Origin of the sequence: Martelella sp. HB161492, from assembly GCF_013184775.1 — a bacterium.
Taxonomy (GTDB): domain Bacteria; phylum Pseudomonadota; class Alphaproteobacteria; order Rhizobiales; family Rhizobiaceae; genus Martelella.
On sequence record NZ_JAATVV010000002.1, the window covers coordinates 34,599 to 57,971 of the forward strand.

Here is a 23,373-nt window from a genome sequence, read left to right on the forward strand (position 1 = left end):
CAGTCGACTACATATTGGTGATCTGCTGCGCCAGCGTCTGGTTGATCTTGACACCATATTCGCTTCTCAGCTTGTTGACCATTTCGTCGAGGATATCGTCCCCGGCAGCCGTCGCAACCTGATTGATTGACTGTTCGTCGGCATTGGAGGCGATGGCATCACCCGCATCGACAATCGCCGTCACCTTCAGCAAGATCTGCTCGTCGCCATTGTCACGCGGGGCCGTGGCGACGGTTGAAAGCTGACCCGAAAAGGCAGCAGCAACCGCATCGGGACCGAGATCCGGATCCTGGCTGTTGCGGCGGATCGGCTTGCTTTCCTGAACGCTGATCGCCAGGTCATCGGCAATGTCCTGAAGGCTGGTGCCGGCTTCAACTTCAGCCTGAAGCTCCTTGGCCTTGGCTTCCAGTTCCTTCTTCTGCTCGGCAGCAGCCCAATCGGCCTCCACCTTGCTGCGAACTTCGTCAAAGGTCCTGTCGCGGGAAGGGGTTACATCGGTTACCTCATACCAGACATAACCGCCGTCACTCAGCCGGAGCGGCAGATTTTCAGTGCCCTGTTCGGCGGCGAAGGCAGCGGAGATCAGCTGCGTGCCCAGCGGTACATCGGGAACCTGATCACCATTCTGATCCAGCCCCTTGCTGTCGACATTGTCGATTGTCTTCGGCTTCAGGTTCAGCGCTTCGGCAGCCTCTGCCAGCGTCTTGCCGGAGGCGCGCAGGTCATCATACTGATTTTCGACATTCAGGATGTCATCCGAGGCCTGCTGGATCGCAAGATCCTGGCGGATCTGAGCCTTGACGCTATCGAAACTCGCGACAGATTCGGGCGTGATATTGCTGACACGGACGATGACCGGACCGAATGCGCCCTGAACCACGCCGCTGGTGCCGCCAGACTTCTGGATGGAAAAGGCGGCCTCATCAACGGCAGCATTGGGAAGCTCACCCTTTGCAAATGTCCCGAGTGACACGTCGTCAATCGTCGCGCCCTGATCCTTGACCAGCTGATCGAAGGTCTTCGAACCGTCCTTCAGCGCTTCAGCCGCCGCTTCTGCGTCGGCCTGATTGGCGAAGGTCAGCTGCTCGATGGTGCGCTTTTCCGGCGTCGTGTAATTGGCGATCCGCGATTCGTAATCAGCCTTTACATCAGCGTCGGAAATAGCAGCCGGATCGGCGATATCGGCAGGCTTCAGCTCAACATAGGAGATACCGCGATATTCCGGTGCCTTGTAGATCGGCTTGCGCTCTTCGAACCACGGCTTGAGCACGTCATCGCCCGGAGACTTGATCGGATCGATGAAGGCGTTGGTGAGCACGAGATAGTCAACCACGCGCGACTGCGTCCTGAACTCGCGAATGGCATCGACCAGCGTCTTGGGCGGCGTGAATCCATCAGCAAGCGCATCGACGATCTGGCTGCGCACGGCGATCTTGCTGGTCGCGGCGACATAGTCATCCTCACTCAGCCCGGCATTGCGAAGCAGCGCGGTAAACTGCTGGCGGCTGAACTGGCCATTTGCACCCTGGAAAGACTTGTCTTCGGAAATGATCTGGGCGAGGCGGTCTTCCGACAGTCCAAGCTTCATTTCCGAGGCGATCTGATCAAGCGCGGCACCGGCAATCAGCTGGGCGTAGACCTGCTGGTCGACACCAAGCATGCGCGCCTGTTCACTGCTCAGCTGCCGGCCATATTGCTGCGACAGACTGTTGAGCTGGCGCTGATAGGCAAGCCGGAACTCATTGGTGGAGACTTCCTGGTCGCCGACCTTGATCACCACATCCGAGCTGCCCGACAGCAGCGAGCTTGAAACACCCCAGATGCCAAATGAGACAACAAGGACAATCAGCAGAAGTTTTGCCACCCAGGTCTGGGCGCCTTTTCGCATGACATCGAGCATTCTTGAGCAGTTCCTGTTCGCAGTCTTTGGTTATCGAGCAAGCTTCTTAGACCAAGACGAAACGGAATTGAAGCCGCAGCGCCAATCATTGAAAGCCAATGCAGCCGAATTGCGGTCAGATCGGCCGCAGACGGCAACCCTTTATTAACCATAACCCCGGGGAGCGCCACAACAGCCGAGGATGCAAGAGCTTTTTAAGGCTTCGCTGTCAAAAGAGAACTGTTCCGAACCAAGTTGAGTCGAATGAACGGGGTTTCACTCAACACAAGACGACCGATAGCAGGCGAGCGGGGAGAATCAGCATGATAAAGCGCAAGAGAGCGAGCCAGACCTTGAAGGGGCTCTTTCTGTGTTCGTCAGCATTGTCGCTTTTGCTGCCTGCCCAGAGTTTTGCCGCCACTTTCGATTGGCTTGGCACCGATACATCCTGGTATAACGCTGATAACTGGTCGACGTCGGACACAACCACAAACACGTATCCGGGCTACGACGATACCGCTAACATCAACGACACAAGCGTCTACCCGTCTCTTGCAACTGACGGCGGCGTCAATGTCGGAACGCTGGTGATAGGCACCACCGGCACGGGCTCGATGACATCGGTCGCCGCTCTTCAGACCCAGTCGATCACAATCGGCCAGGACACGGACAGCACCGGCACACTCTCGATTTCAACATCTGGCGGCTATTTCTCCAATACGGGCGCAATTTATGTCGGCGATGGAGGCACGGGAACGCTCAGCATCACCGATGATGCGGATGGCAATAGTCAGGGCCTTGTTATCGGCAACGCTTCGACAGGTTCGGGAACCGTAACGCTCAGCGGGAGCGGTTCGTCCCTCAACATTTACGGCTCGCTGAGTCAGGTTGGCCTTCGCGTCGGCAATTCGGGAACGGGTACGCTGACGGTTTCAGACGGCGCCTATCTCCTGACCAACGACACGACCATCGGCTTATTCTCCACCGGAAACGGCACCATGACGGTGACCGGCAGCGGCACGACCTGGGAAGGGTATGGCGATCTCGAGATCGGTCGCGGCGGCACGGGAACACTGACGATCTCCGACGGCGCAGCCGTCATCAGCGACAATGTCAGCATCGGCCTTTTCAGCGACGGAACAGGAACGGCGACCGTCACGGGCAGCGGTTCGACCTGGACCGTCTATAACGACATTGTCCTCGGCGGTAATGTTGCTGGCACGGGAACCTCGGGCGACGGAACGCTTTCCGTCTTGGATGGCGCGATCATGTCTGCCACCAACGCCACGGTTGGCTCCGCAGAAGGGTCCACCGGCACAGTCAATGTCGATGGTGCCGGATCGCAATGGGCGCTGCGCGGCACGCTTTCCGTCGGCGCTTCCGGCACGGGCGAGGTCGATATCAGCAATGGCGGCGCGGTAACGGCAGATTCGGCAGTTATCGGCGATTCGACCACCGGAGACGGCTCCATTCAGCTCACCGACAGCGACAGCAGCCTGACAACCACCAATGCCATCACGGTCGCCAATGCCGGCACGGGGTCTGTGTCAGTCAGCGACGGGGCAACGCTTTCGACCAATGGCGCCGTCATCGGCGCGAGCGAAGGCGCCGATGGATCGGTTACGGTTTCCGGAGACGGAGCAAGCTGGGCCAACAGTTCGACACTTGTCGTCGGCCAGTCCGGCACGGGATCGCTCACCGTCGAGAATGGCGCAACGGCGACCAACACCACCACGACGATCGGTGCAGATGCCACGGGTGACGGCAGCGTGACCGTGACAGGATCCGGCTCGACCTGGACGGTCAATGGCGATCTCACAGTCGCAGACAGCGGCACAGGCTCGCTCTCGGTGGAGGATGGCGGCACAGTCACCAGCACCCAGACCGTGATCGGCTCTGCCAGCGGCTCAACGGGAAGCGTCAGTGTCAGCGGCGCGTCCAGCACATGGACAGTGACGGGCGGCATCACCGTCGGCGCCTCGGGCACCGGCAGCCTTACCGTCGCCGATGGCGCAACAGTCACCGCTGACAGCCTCACCATCGCCTCTGAAAGCGGCTCGACCGGCTCGCTCAACATCGGCGCAGCGGATGGTGAGACCGCTGCGGCGGCGGGTACGCTCGACATTGACACCGTCAGTTTCGGCAGCGGCACGGGAACCCTGGTCTTCAATCTCACCGACAGCGACTATGTCTTCGACACGGTCATATCCGGCACGGGGACCATTCTGGTTGAAAGCGGCACAACCATTCTCACCGCTGAAAACACCAATGACGGCACCACCTCGATTTACGATGGCGCCACGCTTCAGATCGGCAATGGCGGGACGACGGGCACACTTGGCGGTAACGTGACGATCGAAGACGGCGGCACACTGGCCTTCAACCGCTCCGACACCACCAGTTTCGCCGGCATCATTTCCGGCGATGGTACCCTGGTCAAGGACGGCGCGGGCACGCTGTCACTGACAGCCGACAGCAGCTTTTCCGGCACGACCGATGTCGTCAGCGGCACGCTTCTGGTGGATGGCTCGCTCGCCGCATCGACCTTCAGCGTGGGCTCCGGGGCTACGCTTGGCGGCTCGGGCACGGTTGGCGATGTCGCGGTTGCAACCGGCGGCACCTTCCAGTCCGGCGATGAAAACGGTGCCATCAGCGTTGATGGCGACCTGACCTTTTCGACCGGCGCCACCTATGTCGCCTATATCGCCGATGGCTCCGACACCGCGACGGTCAGCGGCGATGTCAGCTTCGACAGCACCGAAGTCGCCGTCACCTTCGCGCCCGGCGGCACGCTGAAGCAGAGCTATACGCTGCTTGAGGCCGGCAGCATCTCCGGTGACTACAGCGCAACGGTCAGCAACCTGCCGAGCCATTTCAAGGGAACGGTCACGGATGACGGCAGCAATCTTGATTTCTCCCTGGTTTATGTCGGCGGTGACTACAGTTTCTCCACGCTCGGCCAGGGCGTGAACACCGCACTCGTCAATGCATTCAATGACGGAAATTCACTGTCGGGAGCACTGTCTGCGGCAATGCTTCTTGATGGCAGCGACTACGAAAATGCCATGACCACGCTCGGTGGCGAGCTCGGTGTCAATGCCACCACGACTGCCAGCTACGCCATGCAGGGCTTCCTGAGCCGGGCAACCAATCCCTCCCGGATGACGAATGCCTGGCGGCCGATCTCGGAAAAATCCGGCGACAGCAGTGATGCGCTGCCGACCGTTGCAGCCGGCTACTGGACAACCCAAACCCGGGCGCAGCCGCAATGGGATTGGGCCTATGCCGGCCGCGGATCGGTTTACCGGGATTTCGCCCCCAGCCATTCGGGCTGGTTCGAATACAGCCATCAGGCAAGCAGCATCAGCGGCGACAGCCAGGCAGGCAATTCGTCTGCCGATATCAGCGGCAATGTGTTCGAAGGCGGCTTCATGGCCTCGCTCGATGCCGGCAGCCAGATCGGCGTGGTGATTGGCGGCGGCAACAGCCGCTACGACCAGAATGATCAGGATGGCTATGCCAACGACACCAGCTTCCACGCAGCGCTCGTTGCGATGGGACAGACGGAAGAGGGCGCCTATGGCACGGCGGCACTTGGCGTCGGCGTTGACGGCGTCGACACCAATCGCACTGTCTCGCTCAACGGCGTCACGGACAAGCTGCGCGGCAGCTACAACGCCACCAGCGTCGGCGGCCGGGCGGAAGGCGGTTTCCGCATTGCCGCAGACGACTTTGCCGTGATCCCCTTCGCCGCCGCCAGCATCGCCTATACCAGCGCGCCCGGCTATCATGAAAAAGTCTCCTCCGGCACGGGCACGTCGGCGCTTGCCTATGGCGGCAGCGACATCCTGCGCGGCACGGTCGAAGCAGGCATCGGCTTCGACACCGCCGCCGGACGCGTCCCGCGCAGTTTCTCGATCAATGGCCGCGCCTCTTACCTTTATCGCTATGGCAATGCCAGTGGCGCGACCGCAAGCTTTATTGCCCTGCCGGGCTACGGCTTCACGATCGCCAGCAACGCCCCCACGGGCAGTGCCGTCGCAGCCAATCTCGGTGCAACGGTGCGAATCTCGACCCAGACGGACATTTCCTTCACCGCCTATGGCGAGTGGTCGCCGGACTATGCGACGCTGATCGCCTCGGCCAAGCTGCGCTACATCTGGTAAGACGGGTGATAGCAGGCCGAGGCGCGATGGTGGCCATCTTCTGGCCGTTCGGACTGCTGATAGACCTCGCCCCTTTTTCTGACGTCATGCCCGTGCCTGTCACAGGCATCCAGCCGCCACATGTCGGCGCGGCGAAAGAACGTCTCTATTCAATGCCTTAGGCATCGTCATCCCCGTGGCAAGCACGGGGATGACGATGGAGAGAGGGCTATTTCATCGCAAACATGCAATATGAACGGCCTTGTCAGCAGTCTTTGCGGCCATGTTTTGGCCGCTTGCCCTTTCGATACTTGCAAATCGAGACAAGCGCGCCCATGCTTCCACTATCGGCTTTTCGCAAGGGAGGAAATCATGGCATCCATAAGCCATCGATCGGTCGATCACCTGGTCTTGCCGGTCGTTGATCTCGCAACCGCAAGGCTGCGTCTTTCCGCACTCGGTTTCGCCGTCGCGCCAGAGGCACGTCATCCCTTCGGCACGGAAAATGCCTGCGTCTATTTCACTGATTCGACCTATCTCGAGCCGCTGGCCATCGCCGACCTGAAGCTCTACCGGCAGTCGGCGCAAAACGGTAATCCCTTTGTCAAACGCGACGCTGCCTATCGTTTTCGCCGCGGCGAAGACGGCATGTCGGCGATTGTACTGACGAGCGAAGATAGTGAGGCGGATGAAGCAGTCTTCAGGGAAAAGGCTATTGCCGCCGGTTCCTTGCGCTTTTCGCGGCCTTATCTTGACGCTGACGGGCTTGAAGGCACGGCAAGCTTCTCGCTTGCCTTCGCCGCAGACCTGCGCGCGCCCGATCTGTTTTTCTTCACCTGCCAGCGGACCGCACCGCTGACCGTGCCCGGCGCGCTGCTGTCACACCCCAATGGCGTTACCGGCATGGCCGAAATCATCTTGGGGGAGGTGAGGCCGATGGATTTCGAACCTTTCGTGCATACCGTGTCCTTCAGCCATGACGTGACGCTCCACCCGCATGGTGTCTGTTTTTCCACGGGGACGGCCACAATTTCGGTATTCGAACATGGCCAGGCCGAAACCATGCTGAATTCGGCCACGGACACCCGCGAGCGCGGGCTTGTTGCGCGTGGTGTCGTTTTCGATGTTGCTGATCTTGCCGCCTGCGACAATTTGCTTGACGCCAATGGCGTAAATCACCATGCAGGGGACGGACTGATCACCGTTCCGCCGGCGCCCGGTCAGGGCGTCACCTTCGCGTTCAGGGAAGCATGACATGACCAATTCTACCGTAATTGCAGGCAGCGGCGAAAAGGCCGTGGCCTTTTCCAGCAGCGCACCGCTTTCGCTGATTGCCGGGCCGTGCCAGATGGAAAGCCGCGACCATGCTTTCATGATGGCTGGCAAGCTTACCGAAATTTGCGCCGAAGCGGGCATCGGTCTGGTCTACAAATCCTCCTTCGACAAGGCCAACCGCACCTCACTCGGGGCAGCGCGCGGCATCGGCCTCGACAAGGCGCTCGAGATCTTTGCCGATCTCAAGAAGGAATTCGGCTTTCCGGTTCTCACCGACATTCACACGGAAGAGCAATGCGCCGAAGTCGCCCCCGTTGTCGACGTGCTGCAGATCCCGGCCTTTCTTTCGCGTCAGACCGACCTGCTGATTGCCGCCGCCAGGACCGGCCGAGTCATCAACGTCAAGAAGGGCCAGTTCCTGGCGCCCTGGGACATGAAGAACGTGCTCGCCAAGATCGTTGACAGCGGCAATCCCAATGTTCTGCTCTGTGAGCGCGGTGCATCCTTCGGCTACAATACGCTGGTCTCCGACATGCGCTCGCTACCGATCATGGCCGCAACCGGTGCGCCGGTGATCTTCGACGCCACCCATTCCGTGCAGCAGCCGGGCGGGCAGGGCGGCTCGACCGGCGGTCAGCGCGAATTCGTTGAAACCCTTGCACGCGCGGCTGTTGCCGTCGGCGTTGCGGGTGTTTTCATCGAGACACATGAAGATCCGGACAATGCGCCTTCAGACGGTCCGAACATGGTTCCCCTTGCTGAAATGCCACGCCTGATTGCCAAGCTTATGGCTTTTGACGCGCTGGCAAAGGCAGGGTAATGTCACGCATGCATGCAAAGGTTCCACCAGCGTTTTTTCGCATTCAATCGATCGAAATTTTTCAATCGTCATAGTACTGGCGGAGAAACTGCATTATGCGTTTTGTCGCAGTGAGCCGGGCCGACGGCCCGCATCTGCGGGAAATGCTCCCGCCGCCTCCCAAGCGGCTCACATTGGTTTAAAAGCAAAGTCGACAGGTAAAAAAACATGACGACAATTACTGATATTCTCGCCCGCGAAATCCTTGACAGCCGTGGCAACCCGACTGTTGAGGTGGACGTGTACCTGGAAGACGGAAGCATGGGCCGCGCCGCTGTTCCCTCGGGCGCTTCCACCGGCGCCCACGAAGCCGTCGAATTGCGCGATGGCGGCAGCCGTTATCTTGGCAAAGGCGTCCAGAAGGCCGTCAACGCGGTGCGCACCGAAATCTTCGAAGCCGTCGTTGGTCTTGAAGCCGAAAACCAGATGGAAATCGACGAAACGATGATCAAGCTGGACGGCACGCCCAACAAGGGCCGCCTCGGCGCCAATGCCATTCTCGGCGTTTCGCTGGCAGCATCAAAGGCTGCCGCCAATGCAGCCGGCCTGCCGCTCTACCGCTATGTCGGCGGTGCCAATGCCCACCTGCTGCCCGTCCCGATGATGAACATCATCAATGGCGGCGAACATGCCGACAACCCGATCGATTTCCAGGAATTCATGATCATGCCGGTCGGCGCCGACACCGTGGCCGACGCGATCCGCATGGGTTCGGAAATCTTCCACACGCTGAAGAAGCAGCTGTCCGCTGCAGGTTACAACACCGCAATCGGTGATGAGGGCGGTTTCGCACCGGCGCTTGAAAGCACCCATTCGGCACTCGACTTCGTCATGAAGTCGATCGAGAAGGCCGGCTACAAGCCCGGTGAGGATGTCTTCCTCGCCATGGATGCCGCCTCGACCGAATTCTACAAGGACGGCAAATATGTCATGGAAGGCGAAGGCAAGACCTTCGATTCCGGTGAGATGGCCGCCTATCTTGCTGATCTGATCGGCAAATACCCGATCTTCTCGATCGAGGATGGTCTGGCCGAAGATGACTGGGAAGGCTGGAAGACGCTGACCTCGCTGATCGGCTCCAAGTGCCAGCTGGTTGGCGATGACCTGTTCGTCACCAATTCCAAGCGCCTGCGTGATGGCATCAAGATGGGCGTCGGCAACTCGCTGCTCGTCAAGGTCAACCAGATCGGCTCGCTGACGGAAACGCTTGACGCCGTCGAGACCGCTCACAAGGCTGCCTATACCGCTGTGATGTCGCATCGCTCCGGTGAAACCGAAGATTCGACCATTGCCGATCTCGCCGTCGCCACCAATTGCGGACAGATCAAGACCGGCTCGCTGTCGCGTTCCGACCGTCTGGCCAAGTACAACCAGCTGATCCGCATCGAGGAAGACCTCGGCCCGTCGGCTGTCTACGCTGGCCGCTCGATCCTGAAAGCCTGAGCGAAACGGTCAAGGCAACCACCTGTTATGGTTGCATAAAATTCAAAGCAAAGCCCGCGATTTTCTGTAATCGCGGGCTTTGTCATTCAAGCCTTGTTAAGCTTATCCGAATAACGTGAAACGGTATTGTATTGCGTTATTTACTGGTAGGCCTCATGTGGACCCGTCATCATAAAGCTCGAATCTACGGACGTCTTGTTGTCCCGGCTATTGCCGCCTGCTTCATGAGCTATTTTGTCTATCATTCCATCCATGGCGACTTCGGCATGATCGCGGCCAAGCAGTTCGATGAGCACAAGGAGCTCAACCAGCGCCGACTCGACAAGCTGGTCGCCGAGCGGGAAGCCCTTCAGCTGCAGGTCAAAGCGCTTTCCGATGGCTCGCTGATGAAAGACGCACTTGACGAGCGCGCCCGCTATTCCCTCAACATGTCGAGACCGGACGAAATCGTTATCTTTGACAGAGACCTCTAATTAACTGAAATCAAGCTAATTACTATTTTATCATTTGATAACATATAGATAAGTCTAGTTTTTTTGTCCTAAATCTAGCATTGCCGTCGCACATAAAACTCCCTATGTTGAGCGTCACATTATAAGTGTATCCTTCAAAAAGGGAGGTTCGCATGGCGCCCCAGAATTCAGCGTCCGGCACATCTCGTAAATCATCCAAAAAAGACAATGGCGCACCGATTGTGGATTTCGACCGCGATCAGGAGCTTCACGCCTACCGCGAAATGCTGCTGATCCGGCGTTTCGAGGAAAAGGCCGGCCAGCTTTACGGTATGGGTTTCATCGGTGGTTTCTGCCACCTTTACATCGGCCAGGAAGCCGTTGTCGTCGGCATGCAGATGTCTCTGAAGGACGGCGACCAGATCATCACCAGCTATCGTGACCATGGCCACATGCTCGCCACCGGCATGAATGCCCGCGGTGTCATGGCTGAGCTCACCGGCCGCCGCTCGGGTTATTCCAAGGGCAAGGGCGGTTCGATGCACATGTTCTCCAAGGAAAAGAATTTCTATGGCGGACACGGCATCGTCGGTGCCCAGGTTCCGATCGGAACCGGTCTCGCCTTCGCCAACAACTACCGCGGCAACGACAATGTTTCGGTCGTCTATTTCGGTGACGGTGCATCCAACCAGGGCCAGGTCTATGAAAGCTACAACATGGCCAAGATCTGGGACCTGCCGGTCATCTATGTGATCGAAAACAACCGCTATGCCATGGGCACGTCGGTTGCGCGCTCCTCGGCGCTGGGTGATTTCTCGAAGCGCGGCTCGTCCTTCAACATTCCCGGTCTTGCCGTGGATGGCATGGATGTGCGCGCCGTCAAGGCCGCCGCTGACGAGGCGGAAGCCCATTGCCGCGCCGGCAAGGGGCCGATCATCCTTGAAATGAACACCTATCGTTACCGCGGTCACTCGATGTCCGACCCGGCGAAGTATCGCAGCAAGGACGAAGTGCAGAAGATGCGCTCCGAGCATGACCCGATCGAACAGGTCAAGGCCCGCCTTCTCGACAAGGAATGGGCGAGCGAAGACGAACTCAAGAATATCGACAAGGACGTTCGCGGTATCGTCGCTGACGCTGCCGATTTCGCCCAGACCGATCCCGAGCCCGATGTATCCGAGCTCTACACCGATATTCTGCGTTAAGACGGGGAGGGACAAGAACAATGCCCACCAATATCCTTATGCCTGCGCTCTCTCCGACGATGGAAGAGGGCAACCTTTCCAAATGGCTCAAGAAGGAAGGCGACAGCGTTTCCTCCGGTGACGTGATTGCTGAGATCGAAACCGACAAGGCCACGATGGAAGTTGAAGCCGTTGACGAAGGCGTTATCGGCAAGATCCTGATTGCCGAAGGCACTGAAGGCGTGAAGGTGAATACACCGATCGCCATTCTGCTCGAAGAAGGCGAAAGCGCTGACGACATTTCGGCCGCTGCCGCCGCACCGGCTCCCGAAGCGGCAGCACCTGCCGCAGCTCCCGCAGCAGCGCCTGCACCGGTTCCGGCCCAGCCGATCGCCGTGGAAGTTGCTTCCGACCCCGATATTCCCGCTGGCACCGAAATGGTCAACATGACCGTTCGTGAAGCGCTGCGCGACGCCATGGCCGAAGAAATGCGCGCCAACCCGGACGTTTTCGTCATGGGTGAAGAAGTCGCTGAATATCAGGGCGCCTACAAGGTAACCCAGGGCCTGCTGCAGGAATTCGGCGCCAAGCGCGTCGTCGACACGCCGATCACCGAACATGGCTTTGCCGGTATCGCCGTCGGTGCTGCCCTTGGCGGCCTGCGCCCGATCGTCGAGTTCATGACCTTCAACTTCGCCATGCAGGCGATTGACCAGATCGTCAACTCCGCGGCCAAGACCCATTACATGTCCGGCGGCCAGATGGAATCGCCGATCGTATTCCGTGGTCCGAATGGTGCCGCTGCCCGCGTTGCAGCCCAGCATTCCCAGTGCTACGCCGCTTGGTACAGCCACATTCCGGGCCTCAAGGTCGTCATGCCCTACACGGCTGCCGATGCCAAGGGCCTGCTGAAGGCTGCGATCCGCGATCCGAACCCGATCATCTTCCTGGAAAACGAAATCCTTTACGGTCACAAGTTCGATGTGCCGAAGCTCGATGATTTCGTCCTGCCGATCGGCAAGGCCCGCATCCACAAGCCGGGTAAGGATGTCACGATGGTATCCTTCGGCATAGGCATGACCTACGCCATTGAAGCAACTGAAAAGCTTGCTGAAATGGGTATCGACGTCGAGCTGATCGATCTGCGCACCATCCGTCCGATGGATCTGCCGGCGATCATCGAATCGGTCAAGAAGACCGGTCGCCTGGTCACCGTCGAAGAAGGCTTCCCGCAGTCTTCCGTCGGAACCGAAATCGCCACGCGCGTCATGCAGCAGGCCTTCGACTATCTCGATGCGCCGATCCTGACGATTGCCGGCAAGGACGTTCCGATGCCCTACGCCGCGAACCTCGAAAAGCTGGCCCTGCCCAACGTCGGTGAAGTCATCGATGCGGTCAAGGCTGTCTGCTACAAGTAAGGGAGGCGTTCCATGCCGATCAAGATCACGATGCCGGCGCTTTCGCCGACCATGGAAGAGGGCAATCTGGCCAAGTGGCTTGTCAAGGAAGGCGACACCGTCGCTTCCGGCGATGTGATTGCCGAGATCGAAACCGACAAGGCAACGATGGAAGTCGAAGCCGTCGATGAGGGCACGGTTGCCAAGATCGTCGTTCCTGCCGGAACCGAAGGCGTCAAGGTGAATGCCCTGATCGCCATCCTCGCCGGTGAAGGTGAAGACGTCGCGGCCGCAGCGGCTGCTGGCAGCGATGACGCGGCTGCGCCAGCTGCTCAGGAAAAGCCGGCTGCCGAAGCATCGAAGGCCGCAACGCCTTCGGCCGACACGCCGGTTCCGCAGCCGGCCGCTCCGGCTGCACCGGCAACGGCTTCGGGCGAACGTGTCTTTGCCTCGCCGCTGGCGCGCCGTCTGGCCAAGGAAGCCGGTCTCGACCTCGCAGCAGTTGCCGGTTCCGGCCCGCATGGCCGGATCATCAAGTCCGACATCGAGAAAGCCAAGGCCGGTGGCGCCGCCAAGCCCGCCGCTGCCGCAGCACCGGTCGCCGAAGCTGCCGCGCCGGCACCCGCCGCTGCCAAGCCCGCCTCCGATGATGCGGTTCTCAAGCTGTTCGAGGAAGGTTCCTACGAGCTGGTCCCGCATGACAACATGCGCAAGACGATTGCCAAGCGGCTGCAGGAATCGAAGCAGACCATCCCGCATTTCTACGTCTCGATCGATTGCGAGCTCGATGCGCTGCTGGCGCTGCGCGGCCAGCTGAACAAGGCCGCGCCGATGAAGGGCGAGAAGCCGGCGTACAAGCTTTCCGTCAATGACATGGTCATCAAGGCCATGGCACTGGCGCTGCGCGATGTTCCGGATGCCAACGTCTCCTGGACCGACAATAACATGGTCGTGCACAACCACGTCGATGTTGGAGTCGCCGTCTCGATCCCCGGTGGCCTGATCACCCCGATCATCCGCAAGGCCGAGGAAAAGCCGCTGTCGGTCATCTCCAACGAGATGAAGGACATGGGCCGTCGTGCCAAGGAAAAGAAGCTGAAGCCCGCCGAATATCAGGGCGGTACAACGGCTGTTTCCAACATGGGCATGATGGGTGTGAAGGACTTTGCCGCCGTGGTGAACCCGCCGCATGCATCGATCCTTGCGGTTGGCGCAGGCGAGAAGCGGGCCGTCGTCAAGAATGACGAACTGACCATCGCCACGGTCATGACTGTCACGCTGTCCACCGATCATCGTTGCGTCGATGGCGCTCTTGCCGCCCAGGTTCTGGGTGCCTTCAAGGGCTACATCGAAAGCCCGATGTCGATGCTGGTCTGAGGCTGAACGGAGCCGATCATGAAGACGGTGCTGTGCTTCGGCGATTCCCTGACCTTCGGGCATGATCCCGCCGGCAACGGCGCCCATGCCCACAGGGATCGCTGGCCGCTGGTTCTGCAGGAAAGGCTCGGGAATGACGTCTATGTCATTCCCGAAGGCCTTGGCGGCAGGACAACCATGTTTGACGACCACTGCACCGATGCGGATCGCAACGGTGCGCGTGTTCTGCCAACGCTTCTGGCAAGTCACGCACCGCTTGATCTCGTGATCATCATGCTCGGCACCAATGATCTGAAGCCCTGGACCGGGGCGGGCGCTCTGGGCGCTGCCCGCGGCATGTCACGGCTGATCGAGCTGGTCCGCCAGCGCGTCATTCCGATGAATATCGAGGTGCCCGAGCTTTTGATCGTTTCGCCGCCGCATATCGTCGAAACGGCCAATGACACCAGCATGGCGATCATGCCGGGGCTGATTGCCCAGTCGCAGATGCTTTCAACCCTTTATCGCGACCTCGCAGATAATAGCGGTTGCGGTTTCTTCGATGCGGCTTCGGTCGCCAAGGCAAGTCCGCTCGACGGTGTGCATATGGACGCCGAGAATACGAGGGCACTCGGACGCGGTCTGGAACCGATCACACGTATGATGCTCGGCCTTTAGGGCGGGCGTCACATTCGGCAAACGGTCAAGGAGTGGACACACTTTTAGATTAGGCGCGGGCAAAAATACGCGTATGAGAGGAAATGCCCGATGCCGATACCGCCCCGTGACCTTACGAAGCAGCTGCCCCGTTTCAGCAAACGCATGCGCGAACTGAGACAGCAGGACAGTCATTTTGACAGGCTTGTTCAGGCCTATCAGAGCATTGACCGCGCGATCTTTCGCGCGGAGACGAAAATCGAGCCGGCCGATGACAGGCACATGATGTTCATGCGCAGGCGGCGGATGGCTCTCAAGGATGAAATTTACGGGATGCTTGAGACCTGACCGGTTGCGACATCCCTGACACTGGGCCGAACCGCCTGAAGGTGCGTGCCGGTCCGATCGAAGGAGATGGAAAGCCCATGTCTCAGAATTATGATGTCATCGTCGTAGGTGCCGGTCCTGGTGGCTATATCGCAGCAATCCGCGCCGCGCAGCTCGGCCTGAAGACCGCCATTGTCGAGCGCGAACACATGGCCGGCATCTGCTCCAACTGGGGCTGCATTCCCACCAAGGCATTGCTGCGTTCTGCCGAAATTCTCGACTTCGCTGAAAACGCCAAGGATTACGGCCTCGTTGTCGAAGGCCATGTCAAGGCAGACCTGAAGGCTGTCGTCGCCCGTTCGCGCGGCATTGCCGGCCGGATGAATGCCGGGGTCGGCTTTCTGATGAAAAAGAACAAGGTCGACATCATCTGGGGTGAGGCGACGCTTTCCAAGCCCGGTGAGCTCACCGTCACCGATACCAAAAAGAAGGTTGTCGAGCCGCAGGCGCCAAAGCCGAAGAACACGCTCGGCGCCGGCACCTACACCGCCAAGCATATCATTGTTGCCACCGGCGCACGTCCGCGTTCGCTGCCGGGGATCGAGCCCGATGGCAAGCTGATCTGGACCTATTTTGAAGCGCTGAAGCCGGAAACACTGCCGAAATCGCTTCTGGTGATGGGCTCTGGCGCCATCGGCATCGAGTTTGCCTCTTTCTACCGCTCGCTCGGCGTCGATGTGACGGTCGTCGAAGTGATGAAACAGATCATGCCGGTCGAGGATGTCGAGATTTCGGAATTCGCCCGCAAGCGTCTGGAAAAGCGCGGCATCAAGATCCTGCTCGAAGCCAAGGTTGCCAAGGTTGAGAAGGGTGCCAACTCGGTGACCGCCTCGGTCGAGACCAAGGATGGCAAGGTGCAGCAGATCACGGCTGACCGGATGATTTCAGCAGTCGGCGTTCAGGGCAATATCGAAAATATCGGCCTTGAGGCCCTTGGCATCAAGACGGATCGCGGCTGCATCGTCATCGACGACTATTGCCGCACCAATGTTGCCGGCATCTACGCGATCGGCGATGTTGCCGGACCGCCGATGCTGGCCCACAAGGCCGAGCACGAAGCCGTCATCTGCGTTGAGAAGATTGCCGGCCTTCACGTCCATCCGCTCGACAAGCGCAAGGTCCCGGGCTGCACCTATTGCCACCCGCAGGTTGCCTCCGTTGGCCTCACCGAGGCAAAGGCGAAGGACGCCGGCTATGACGTCCGCGTCGGCCGCTTCTCCTTCGTCGCCAATGGCAAGGCCGTGGCACTCGGCGAAGACCAGGGCATGGTCAAGACCGTCTTCGACAAGAAGACCGGCGAGCTGCTCGGTGCCCATATGGTTGGTGCGGAAGTCACCGAACTGATCGAGGGCTTCGTCGTCGCCATGAACCTCGAGACCACCGAAGAAGAACTGATGCACACCATCTTCCCGCATCCGACGCTGTCGGAAATGATGAAGGAAAGTGTGCTTGATGCTTACGGGCGTGCGCTCAACGCCTGATTTCTGCTAAGGTGGCAATCGCGGGTAGATTGCCCGCGATTGACCTGAGGGAGACAGTTTTATGGGTGTAGGCTGGATTACAGCAATTATCATCGGCGGCATCGCCGGCTGGCTGGCGGAAAAAGTGATGAAGTCCGACATGGGCATCATCATGAACATCATTCTCGGCATCGTCGGCTCGATCGTCGCCAATGCTATTTTGAGCGTATTTGGTGTTTATGTCGCCGCCGGATGGCTCGGCTACCTGATCACCGGCTTTGTCGGCGCCGTCATCCTGATTTTCCTTGGACGGATCATCCGTCGCTGATTTCGCATTAAGATCGCAACCGGACCGGAGCCTGCCTCCGGTCCATAGCAGGTTCTAGATATCATGGTCACACTTCTCGACACCACCAAGACGGGCGAGCAGAAGCGCATCCGTCATCCGGAAAAGGCGCATAAACCCGATACCGAGGTGATGAAGAAGCCGGACTGGATCCGCGTCAAGGCACCGACATCGAAGGGTTATCACGAGACCCGCGGCATCGTGCGCACCAATAAGCTCGTCACGGTGTGCGAAGAGGCCGGCTGTCCCAATGTCGGCGAATGCTGGGACAAGAAGCACGCCTCCTTCATGATCATGGGCGAGATCTGCACCCGTGCCTGTGCCTTCTGCAATGTGGCAACCGGCAAGCCCGGCGCACTCGACCAGGACGAGCCTGAAAATATCGGCAAGGCCGTCAGCCAGATGGGGCTCATGCATGTGGTGATCACCTCCGTTGACCGCGATGACCTGGAAGATGGCGGCGCCGAGCATTTTGCCAAAGTGATCCGCGCCATCCGCGCCGCGTCGCCATCGACGACGATCGAGGTGCTGACGCCCGACTTTCTGCGCAAGCCCGGTGCGCTCGAGACCGTCGTTGCCGCGCGGCCGGATGTTTTCAATCATAATATGGAAACCGTACCGTCGAACTATCTGACGGTTCGTCCAGGCGCCCGCTATTTCCATTCGGTGCGCCTGTTGCAGCGGGTCAAGGAACTTGATCCCAACATGTTCACCAAGTCCGGCATCATGGTCGGCCTCGGCGAAGAGCGCAACGAAGTGCTGCAGCTGATGGACGACCTGAGAACGGCAGACGTGGATTTCCTGACCATCGGCCAGTATCTCCAGCCGACCCGCAAGCATCACCGCGTCGTCAGCTTCGTCACGCCTGACGAATTCAAATCCTATGAGACGGTTGCCTATACCAAGGGCTTTCTGATGGTATCGGCCAGCCCGCTGACCCGTTCATCGCATCATGCCGGTGAGGATTTTGCGCGGCTTCGCGAAAACCGCGCCCGCAAGCTGGCACAGGCCGCCGAATAAGCGGCGCATGTCGACCTCAAAAGCCGCCTTCGAGCGGCTCAGACTGAGACAACGTCATTCAGATTGCCTGCTTGGGGGAAACCACCCCGTCCGTTGTCATCCCCGTGCTCGTCACGGGGATCCAGGCTCTTCATAGCATTGATTATAAGAGTCTTTCGCCGTGCAGACGCACAGCAACTGAATGCCTGTGGACCAAGCACAGGCATGACGTCAGAAAAGGGCCCCGGTTTGCCAGCAGTCTGAGTCGCCTGCGGGCGGCTTTTTCATGTCAGCTAAAAGGTCAGGGTGACAGCATCGCCTGCAGCGCCATGGCACCCGCGGGTGCGTTGACCTTGCCGCCGGTAATGAAAAAGACATAGGCATCGCGCGGCACATCTGGCGCGCGCTCGTCGTCGAGATGCGGCAGGCCGGGGGCTGTGCCACCCGAAGCAAGCGCTGCGATCCGTTTCCCCCAGACCGGCAATTCGGGTTCAGGGTAGCATTTCGGATTGTGGTCCTCGCCCTTTTGCAGGCGCAGATAGACGAAATCACCTGTGACATCGGCTATCAGCGGATAATCCGCATGGTCGGCAAGGACGATGGCGACGCCATATTGACGGGCCAGCGCAACAAATGTCGGCGTAAGGAAGGAAATGTGCCGCACTTCAACGGCATGTCTGAGAGGCAACCCATCCTGTTTCTCGGGCAGAAGCTGCAGGAAGGCCTCGAAATCCTCCGCCTCGAATTTTTTCGTCGGCATGAATTGCCAGAGGATCGGGCCGAGCCGGTCTCCAAGCTCGACAATGCCCTGTTTGAGAAATTTTCCAACAGACTCCGCCGAGTCCGCAAGCTTCTTGCGATTGGTGCAGAAACGGCTTGCCTTCAGCGAGAAGACAAACCCGTCCGGGACCGAGCTCGCCCATTTGGCGAATGTGGCGGGTTTCTGCGACGAATAATAGGTGGAGTTGACCTCGATGACGGCAAGCTGGCGGCTGGCAAAGTCCAGCTGCCGCGCCTTTGCCAGCTTTTCGGGGTAGAAAGAGCTATCCCACGGCTCAAAATTCCAGCCGCCGATTCCAACCCTTACAACACCAGCCATTATCCGCCTCCTATTCGGCCGCACTCAGCCGCTTCGTCGGTCGCCGCTCCAGAAGTTCCTTCAGGTAGTGACCGGTATAGGACCGCTCGGCCGCAACGATCTCCTCCGGCGTGCCGGTTGCGACGATCTCGCCGCCGCCGTCACCGCCCTCCGGCCCGATATCGATGATATGATCGGCCGTTTTGATGACTTCGAGATTATGCTCGATGACAACGACCGAATTGCCCTGATCGACGAGCTTCTGCAGCACGTCAAGCAGCTTGGCGACATCATGAAAGTGAAGTCCCGTCGTCGGCTCATCAAGAATATAGAGTGTTCGTCCGGTCGAGCGCCGCGACAGCTCCTTGGCGAGCTTGACGCGCTGTGCCTCGCCGCCTGACAGCGTGTTGGCCTGCTGACCGATCTTGATATAGCCAAGGCCGACATCGGAAAGCGTCTGCAGCTTGTCGCGCACCGCCGGCACGGCGGCGAAGAAGCCGACGCCTTCCTCTACCGTCATGTCGAGAATGTCGGAAATCGACTTTTCCTTGAACTTCACTTCCAGCGTCTCGCGGTTATAGCGTTTGCCGTGGCAGACATCGCAGGTGACATAGACATCCGGCAGAAAGTGCATCTCGATCTTGATCAGACCATCGCCCTGGCATGCCTCGCAGCGCCCGCCCTTGATGTTGAAGGAGAAACGGCCAGGCTGATAGCCGCGCGCCTTCGCCTCTGGCAGGCCGGCGAACCATTCGCGGATCGGCGTGAAAGCGCCGATATAGGTCGCCGGGTTGGAGCGCGGCGTCCGGCCGATCGGCGACTGGTCGATATCAATCACCTTGTCGATGAATTCGAGCCCGTCAATCCGCTCATGCGGGGCAGGGTTCTCGCGCGCGCCCATGACCCGGCGCGCGGCAGCCTTGTAGAGCGTCTCGATCAGGAAGGTCGACTTGCCACCACCGGAAACCCCGGTCACGGCGGTGAAAACGCCAAGCGGAATCGAGGCCGTGACATTTTTCAGATTATTGCCGGTGGCGCCGACAATCTTGATTTCCTTGCCCTTCTTCGCCTTACGCCGTTCACCGGGAATGGCAACAAAGCGCGTGCCGGACAGATATTGCCCGGTCAGCGATTTCGGGTTGGCCATAATCTCCGGCGGCGTGCCCTCAGCAACAATCTCGCCGCCGTGAATGCCCGCGGCCGGGCCGATATCCAGCACATAATCGGCAGCCAGAATGGCGTCTTCATCATGTTCGACGACAATCACGGTATTGCCGATATCACGCAGATGCTTCAGCGTATCGAGCAGGCGGGTATTGTCGCGCTGATGCAGCCCGATCGAGGGTTCATCGAGCACATAGAGGACGCCCGTCAGGCCGGAACCGATTTGCGATGCCAGCCGGATGCGCTGGCTCTCGCCGCCCGAAAGCGTGCCGGAATTGCGCGACAGCGTCAGATATTCCAGCCCGACATCGTTGAGGAACCGCAGACGCTCACGGATCTCCTTGAGGATCCGCACCGCGATATCATTCTGCTTCTGCGAAAAATGCGCCGGCAGGGTCTCGAACCAGCTGGCCGCATGACGGATCGACATCTGCGTCACCTGGCCGATATGCTGACCGTCGATCTTGACCGCCAGCGCCTCGGGCTTCAGACGGAAGCCGTTACAGGCCGGGCAGGGTGCAGCCGACATATAGCGCTCGATCTCCTCGCGCGCCCAGGCGCTGTCGGTCTCTTTCCAGCGCCGCTCGAGATTGGGAACAATGCCCTCGAAGGTCTTGGTCGTCTTGTAGCTGCGGGCACCGTCGGAATAGTTGAATTCGATCTTTTCCCGGGTGCCGTAAAGAATCGCCGCACGCGCCTCTTCTGCAAGCGCATTCCAGCGCGCCGTCAGCTTGAAGCCGAAATGGCCACCAAGCGCTTCCAGCGTCTGCTTGTAATAGGGGGAACTCGATTTCGCCCAGGGTGCTATGGCACCATCGGAGAGCTTGGCCGTGCTGTCCGGCACGACCAGGCCTTCATCGATCTTCTGCTGGAAGCCGAGGCCGTCACAGGTGGGGCAGGCACCGACCGGATTGTTGAAGGAGAACAGGCGCGGCTCAATTTCAGGAATGGTGAACCCGGAAACAGGGCAGGCAAATTTCTCTGAGAAAAGAATATGTTCATGCGTTTCGTTCAGAGACTTGTTTGCCGCACCGCCCGCCGCCGTTTCGGCTTCGGGCAGCGGCTTGTCGGCGAACTCGGCGACGGCAAGGCCTTCAGCAAGCTGCAGACAGGTTTCCAGGCTGTCTGCCAGGCGGGTCGCCAGATCGTCACGTACGGCGATGCGATCCACCACCACATCGATGTCATGCTTGTATTTCTTGTCCAGCTTGGGCGCGTCGGCAATCTCGTAAAAGGTGCCGTCGATCTTGACCCGCTGGAACCCCTTCTTCTGCAGATCCGCCAGTTCTTTCCGGAACTCGCCCTTGCGGCCGCGCACAATCGGCGCCAGCAGATAGAGCCGGGTGCGCTCCTCAAGCGCCAGGATCCGGTCAACTATCTGCGTCACCGTCTGGCTTTCGATCGGCAGACCGGTCGCCGGCGAATAGGGAATGCCGGTGCGGGCGAAGAGCAGACGCATATAGTCGTAGATCTCGGTCACCGTACCGACAGTCGAGCGCGGGTTCTTCGACGTGGTTTTCTGCTCGATGGAAATGGCAGGCGACAGGCCCTCGATGCGGTCGACATCGGGCTTCTCCATCATCTCGAGAAACTGCCGTGCATAGGCCGACAGGCTCTCGACATAACGCCGCTGCCCCTCAGCATAGATCGTGTCGAAAGCCAGCGATGATTTGCCGGAGCCGGACAGGCCCGTCATCACGATCAGAGAATTGCGTGGCAGGTCGACGTCGACACCCTTGAGGTTGTGCTGGCGCGCACCACGGATGGAAATGGTTTTCAGTTCGCTCATGATATCTCGAAAAAGACGTTCGGAAACTCGGGCTCTATGTAGTTCGTCAATGTAAGGAGTCGAGGGGCGTCGACACGACTCTTGACACTATCGTAGCAGCATCCTAGAACAAATAAAGAACATTTTATTTGTGGATTTCGCTGCCAGTCTTCGCGCACATCTTCGCCCTCTGGCGCGGGATCGTTTACAGTTGCGCAAACTGATTTTGAAGCGCCGCGCAAGCGGTATAGCAGGTGGTGAATATGGCAGGTAGTGTAAACAAGGTCATTCTGATCGGCAATCTCGGAGCTGACCCGGAAATCCGCAGAACGCAGGACGGCCGGCCGATCGCCAATCTGCGCATTGCCACGTCGGAAACATGGCGCGACCGCAATAGCGGCGAGCGCAAAGAACGGACCGAGTGGCACCGCGTCGTGATCTTCAGCGAGGGGCTCTGCAAGCTCGCGGAACAATATCTGCGCAAGGGATCGAAGGTTTATCTGGAAGGTCAGCTGCAGACCCGCAAATGGACGGATCAGGGCGGTCAGGAACGCTTTTCGACCGAAGTCGTTCTGCAGGGCTTCAACGCGACATTGACCATGCTCGACGGCCGCGGCGAAGGCGGCGGCGGCGGCGGCGGTGGCTCGTCTTACGGCGGCGGCTCTTCCGGCGGTAACTTTGGCGGCGGCTCTTCCGGCGGCGGTTATGATGATTACGGCTCGCAGCCCTCCGGCGGCGGCCGCAGCAGTGGCGGCGGCGGTGGCGGCGGTTTCTCGCCGGATCTTGACGACGACATTCCGTTTTGAGCAATCAGCACAGAAGAACCGGCCGCGATGGGCCGGTTCTTTCGTTTTGCTCTTAGCCCTGGACGAGATGAAGGCCGAAGGCCGTGACGATACCGTCGATCACGAACTGCACCGCCAGCGCCGTCAGCACCATGCCAAGGATCCGCGTCAGGATATTGCGCCCGGTCTGGCCAAGTGCGCGGTCGATCAGCCCCGCCAGCAGCAGAGAGGCAAAGGTGATCACGGCGGCGATCAGCAGAACAACAATAAGTTGCATATTGGCGACGAAGCCATGCATGCGCGATCCAAGCAGGATGGTGGCAGAGATCGAACCTGGTCCGGCGATCAGCGGCATGGCCAGCGGAAAGACGGCGATATTGGCGATATGATCCTGGGTGATCGCCACTTCGCTGACCTTCTCCTTGCGCTCCTGCCGCTTCTCGAAAATCATTTCAACACCGATCCAGAACAGCAGAATGCCACCGGCGATGCGAAAGGCGCTCATGGAAATGCCAAGTGCATTCAGCACTTTCTCGCCAAAGACGGCAAAGACGACCAGCAACAGGAACGAGATGACCGAAGCGCGAAACGCCACCTGGCGGCGCTGAAGCCGGTTCATGCCCGCCGTGAGACCGATGAAGAGCGGTATCAGGCCGGGCGGATCGATCGTCACCATCAATGTGGTGAAGCCATTGGCCAGGGTCGAAAGCGTTGCCATTAAGCCCCTTTCTCAGCGAAG

18 protein-coding genes are annotated in these 23,373 nt (G+C 59.4%); 14 read left to right on the top strand and 4 right to left on the bottom strand.

The genetic code is table 11. The annotated features are described in order from the left end of the window. Positions 1-7: 7 nt before the first annotated feature. Positions 8-1,900 carry a SurA N-terminal domain-containing protein gene (locus HCK86_RS02930; RefSeq protein ID WP_176082996.1) on the bottom strand — a complete coding sequence of 631 codons (1,893 nt, stop codon included), beginning with the start codon at positions 1,898-1,900 and terminating at the stop codon, positions 8-10. 302 nt (positions 1,901-2,202) lie between these two features. Here HCK86_RS02930 and HCK86_RS02935 point away from each other — a divergent pair, with 302 nt between their 5' ends. From HCK86_RS02935 to lipA, 13 genes are all read left to right on the top strand, one after another. Next, positions 2,203-6,045 carry an autotransporter-associated beta strand repeat-containing protein gene (locus HCK86_RS02935; RefSeq protein WP_176082997.1) on the top strand — a complete coding sequence of 1,281 codons (3,843 nt, stop codon included), beginning with the start codon at positions 2,203-2,205 and terminating at the stop codon, positions 6,043-6,045. 351 nt (positions 6,046-6,396) lie between these two features. Continuing rightward, positions 6,397-7,278, top strand: a complete 882-nt coding sequence (locus HCK86_RS02940; RefSeq protein ID WP_176082998.1) for a VOC family protein — start codon at positions 6,397-6,399, stop codon at positions 7,276-7,278. A 1-nt stretch (position 7,279) separates the two neighbouring features. Continuing rightward, positions 7,280-8,119, top strand: coding sequence for a 3-deoxy-8-phosphooctulonate synthase (gene kdsA, locus HCK86_RS02945; protein WP_176082999.1), 840 nt, complete (start codon positions 7,280-7,282; stop codon positions 8,117-8,119). Positions 8,120-8,326: 207 nt separating this feature from the next. Continuing rightward, entirely contained in the window at positions 8,327-9,601 is a 1,275-nt protein-coding gene (gene eno, locus HCK86_RS02950; protein WP_176083000.1) for a phosphopyruvate hydratase, read from the top strand. 155 nt (positions 9,602-9,756) lie between these two features. Further along, positions 9,757-10,074: a septum formation initiator family protein gene (locus HCK86_RS02955; protein WP_176083001.1), complete on the top strand. Its 318-nt coding sequence runs from the start codon at positions 9,757-9,759 to the stop codon at positions 10,072-10,074. 152 nt (positions 10,075-10,226) lie between these two features. Next, on the top strand, positions 10,227-11,258 hold the full coding sequence (pdhA, locus tag HCK86_RS02960) for a pyruvate dehydrogenase (acetyl-transferring) E1 component subunit alpha (protein WP_176083002.1): 1,032 nt from the start codon (positions 10,227-10,229) through the stop codon (positions 11,256-11,258). A 20-nt stretch (positions 11,259-11,278) separates the two neighbouring features. Further along, positions 11,279-12,655 (top strand): pyruvate dehydrogenase complex E1 component subunit beta, encoded by a 1,377-nt coding sequence (locus tag HCK86_RS02965; protein WP_176083003.1) that lies wholly within the window; start codon positions 11,279-11,281, stop codon positions 12,653-12,655. A gap of 12 nt (positions 12,656-12,667) precedes the next feature. Then, positions 12,668-14,011, top strand: a complete 1,344-nt coding sequence (locus tag HCK86_RS02970) for a pyruvate dehydrogenase complex dihydrolipoamide acetyltransferase (RefSeq protein WP_176083004.1) — start codon at positions 12,668-12,670, stop codon at positions 14,009-14,011. Positions 14,012-14,029: 18 nt separating this feature from the next. Further along, entirely contained in the window at positions 14,030-14,668 is a 639-nt protein-coding gene (locus tag HCK86_RS02975; protein WP_176083005.1) for an SGNH/GDSL hydrolase family protein, read from the top strand. 90 nt (positions 14,669-14,758) lie between these two features. Then, entirely contained in the window at positions 14,759-14,995 is a 237-nt protein-coding gene (locus HCK86_RS02980) for a DUF465 domain-containing protein (protein WP_176083006.1), read from the top strand. Positions 14,996-15,072: 77 nt separating this feature from the next. Continuing rightward, entirely contained in the window at positions 15,073-16,515 is a 1,443-nt protein-coding gene (lpdA, locus tag HCK86_RS02985; protein WP_176083007.1) for a dihydrolipoyl dehydrogenase, read from the top strand. Between the two features lie 61 nt (positions 16,516-16,576). After that, a complete protein-coding gene (locus HCK86_RS02990) occupies positions 16,577-16,822 on the top strand; it encodes a GlsB/YeaQ/YmgE family stress response membrane protein (protein WP_176083008.1) in 246 nt (81 codons plus the stop codon). Positions 16,823-16,885: 63 nt separating this feature from the next. Continuing rightward, complete coding sequence (lipA, locus tag HCK86_RS02995; RefSeq protein ID WP_176083009.1) at positions 16,886-17,860, top strand: lipoyl synthase; 975 nt, start codon at positions 16,886-16,888, stop codon at positions 17,858-17,860. A gap of 280 nt (positions 17,861-18,140) precedes the next feature. On the opposite strand, the gene HCK86_RS03000 is transcribed toward lipA, so the two are convergent. Both HCK86_RS03000 and uvrA read right to left on the bottom strand, forming a co-directional pair. Next, a complete protein-coding gene (locus HCK86_RS03000) occupies positions 18,141-18,938 on the bottom strand; it encodes a DUF72 domain-containing protein (RefSeq protein WP_176083010.1) in 798 nt (265 codons plus the stop codon). A 10-nt stretch (positions 18,939-18,948) separates the two neighbouring features. Next, positions 18,949-21,870, bottom strand: a complete 2,922-nt coding sequence (gene uvrA, locus HCK86_RS03005) for an excinuclease ABC subunit UvrA (protein ID WP_176083011.1) — start codon at positions 21,868-21,870, stop codon at positions 18,949-18,951. A gap of 242 nt (positions 21,871-22,112) precedes the next feature. On the opposite strand from uvrA, the gene HCK86_RS03010 reads away from it, so the two are divergent. Beyond that, complete coding sequence (locus HCK86_RS03010; RefSeq protein WP_176083012.1) at positions 22,113-22,655, top strand: single-stranded DNA-binding protein; 543 nt, start codon at positions 22,113-22,115, stop codon at positions 22,653-22,655. A 52-nt stretch (positions 22,656-22,707) separates the two neighbouring features. Here HCK86_RS03010 and HCK86_RS03015 read toward each other — a convergent pair whose 3' ends face one another. Beyond that, the gene (locus HCK86_RS03015) at positions 22,708-23,352 is read right to left on the bottom strand and encodes a MarC family protein (RefSeq protein WP_176083013.1); all 645 of its coding nucleotides are present in this window, start codon (positions 23,350-23,352) and stop codon (positions 22,708-22,710) included. Positions 23,353-23,373: the final 21 nt, after the last annotated feature.